Annotated in this window: 1 protein-coding gene; it reads right to left on the reverse strand. The window is 48.5% G+C overall.

The features are described 5' to 3' along the window. On the reverse strand, positions 1 to 1,203 hold a 1,203-nt coding region (locus R8269_RS25180; RefSeq protein ID WP_318222903.1), incomplete at both ends, for an N-acetylmuramoyl-L-alanine amidase.

Raw genomic sequence — 1,203 nt, forward strand, 5'->3', positions numbered from 1 at the left:
AGAACTCACCCGATTTAACGGTATGAGTAATCGTTTCAGTCTCTACTGTAATAGGCTTGCTTGGCACTTGGATCTTGCCAGTTGACGGAATACGCAGTTTTTGTCCAACCGCTAAGCTGGTCGATTTCAACTTGTTCTCAGCCATCAACGCTTTCGAGTTAGTACCGTATTTATTCGCAATCACAGACAGCGATTCACCACGCTTAACAATGTGCACCATTGGTTTAGAGGAAGGTGAGAACACCGTGCCTTCAGGTGGGTTATCTTTTAGATATTTAACCACCGCTTTAGAGATAGCCTGCGCTAACTTATCTTGGTGTGCGCGTTGGAACAGCAGTTTCTCTTCTGTTGGGTTAGAGATAAATCCAGTCTCTACAAGGACCGATGGAATTTGTGGCGAACGCAATACTGCCAAGCTAGTGTTGATTGGCTTGGTGTTGTGTAGATGCGCGACGCGTCCCATTTCACCCAAAATTTCGGTCGCCAACTTGTAGCCTTCTTTTTGCGAATGGCTGAACTGGAGATCGAGCAAAGTTTGGTTCACGTTGCGGTCTTTCGTGTTCGTGACAAATGCATTGCCAGAACCACCGAGCAACTCGGACTGTTTCTCGTGGTTCTCAACCCAACGAGCAATCTCAGTGTTTGCGCGACGCGTATTCAATACGAATACCGATCCCCCACGAGGTTGTGGTGACGTGAACGCATCCGCGTGAATAGAGATTAACAGGTGCGCGTCATTTTCGCGGGCAAATGCGACACGGCGGTTTAAGTTAACAAAGTAGTCACCGGTACGCGTCATGCGCGTTTTGATTCCCGGCGTCGCATCAAGTTGCGCTGCAAGCTTACGAGAAATGCTCAGTACCGCGTCTTTTTCATACTTGCGACGAGATGGACCAATTGAGCCAGGGTCTTCACCACCATGACCAGGATCGATCACGATCAATACTTCTTGAGCACGCTGTACGGTACTCATGTCTTTGCTGGTTGTCGCCGGTTTGCTTGGTTTCACTGCTGTTGTCGCGGTTTTCTTACCGTGTGGCAGGTCAATCACCAAACGATGCCCATATTGGCCGCCCGGCGTTGGACTGAGTTTGAATAACTCTGCCTGAACGTTTTTCTTTAATTCAAAAACAAGGCGATAGGTGCCTTTCTCTGGAGGCGAGCTTTTACGCACCAATTTAAGCACTGGGCTATCAGAAACGG

This window comes from Vibrio sp. Vb0667 (assembly GCF_033391095.1).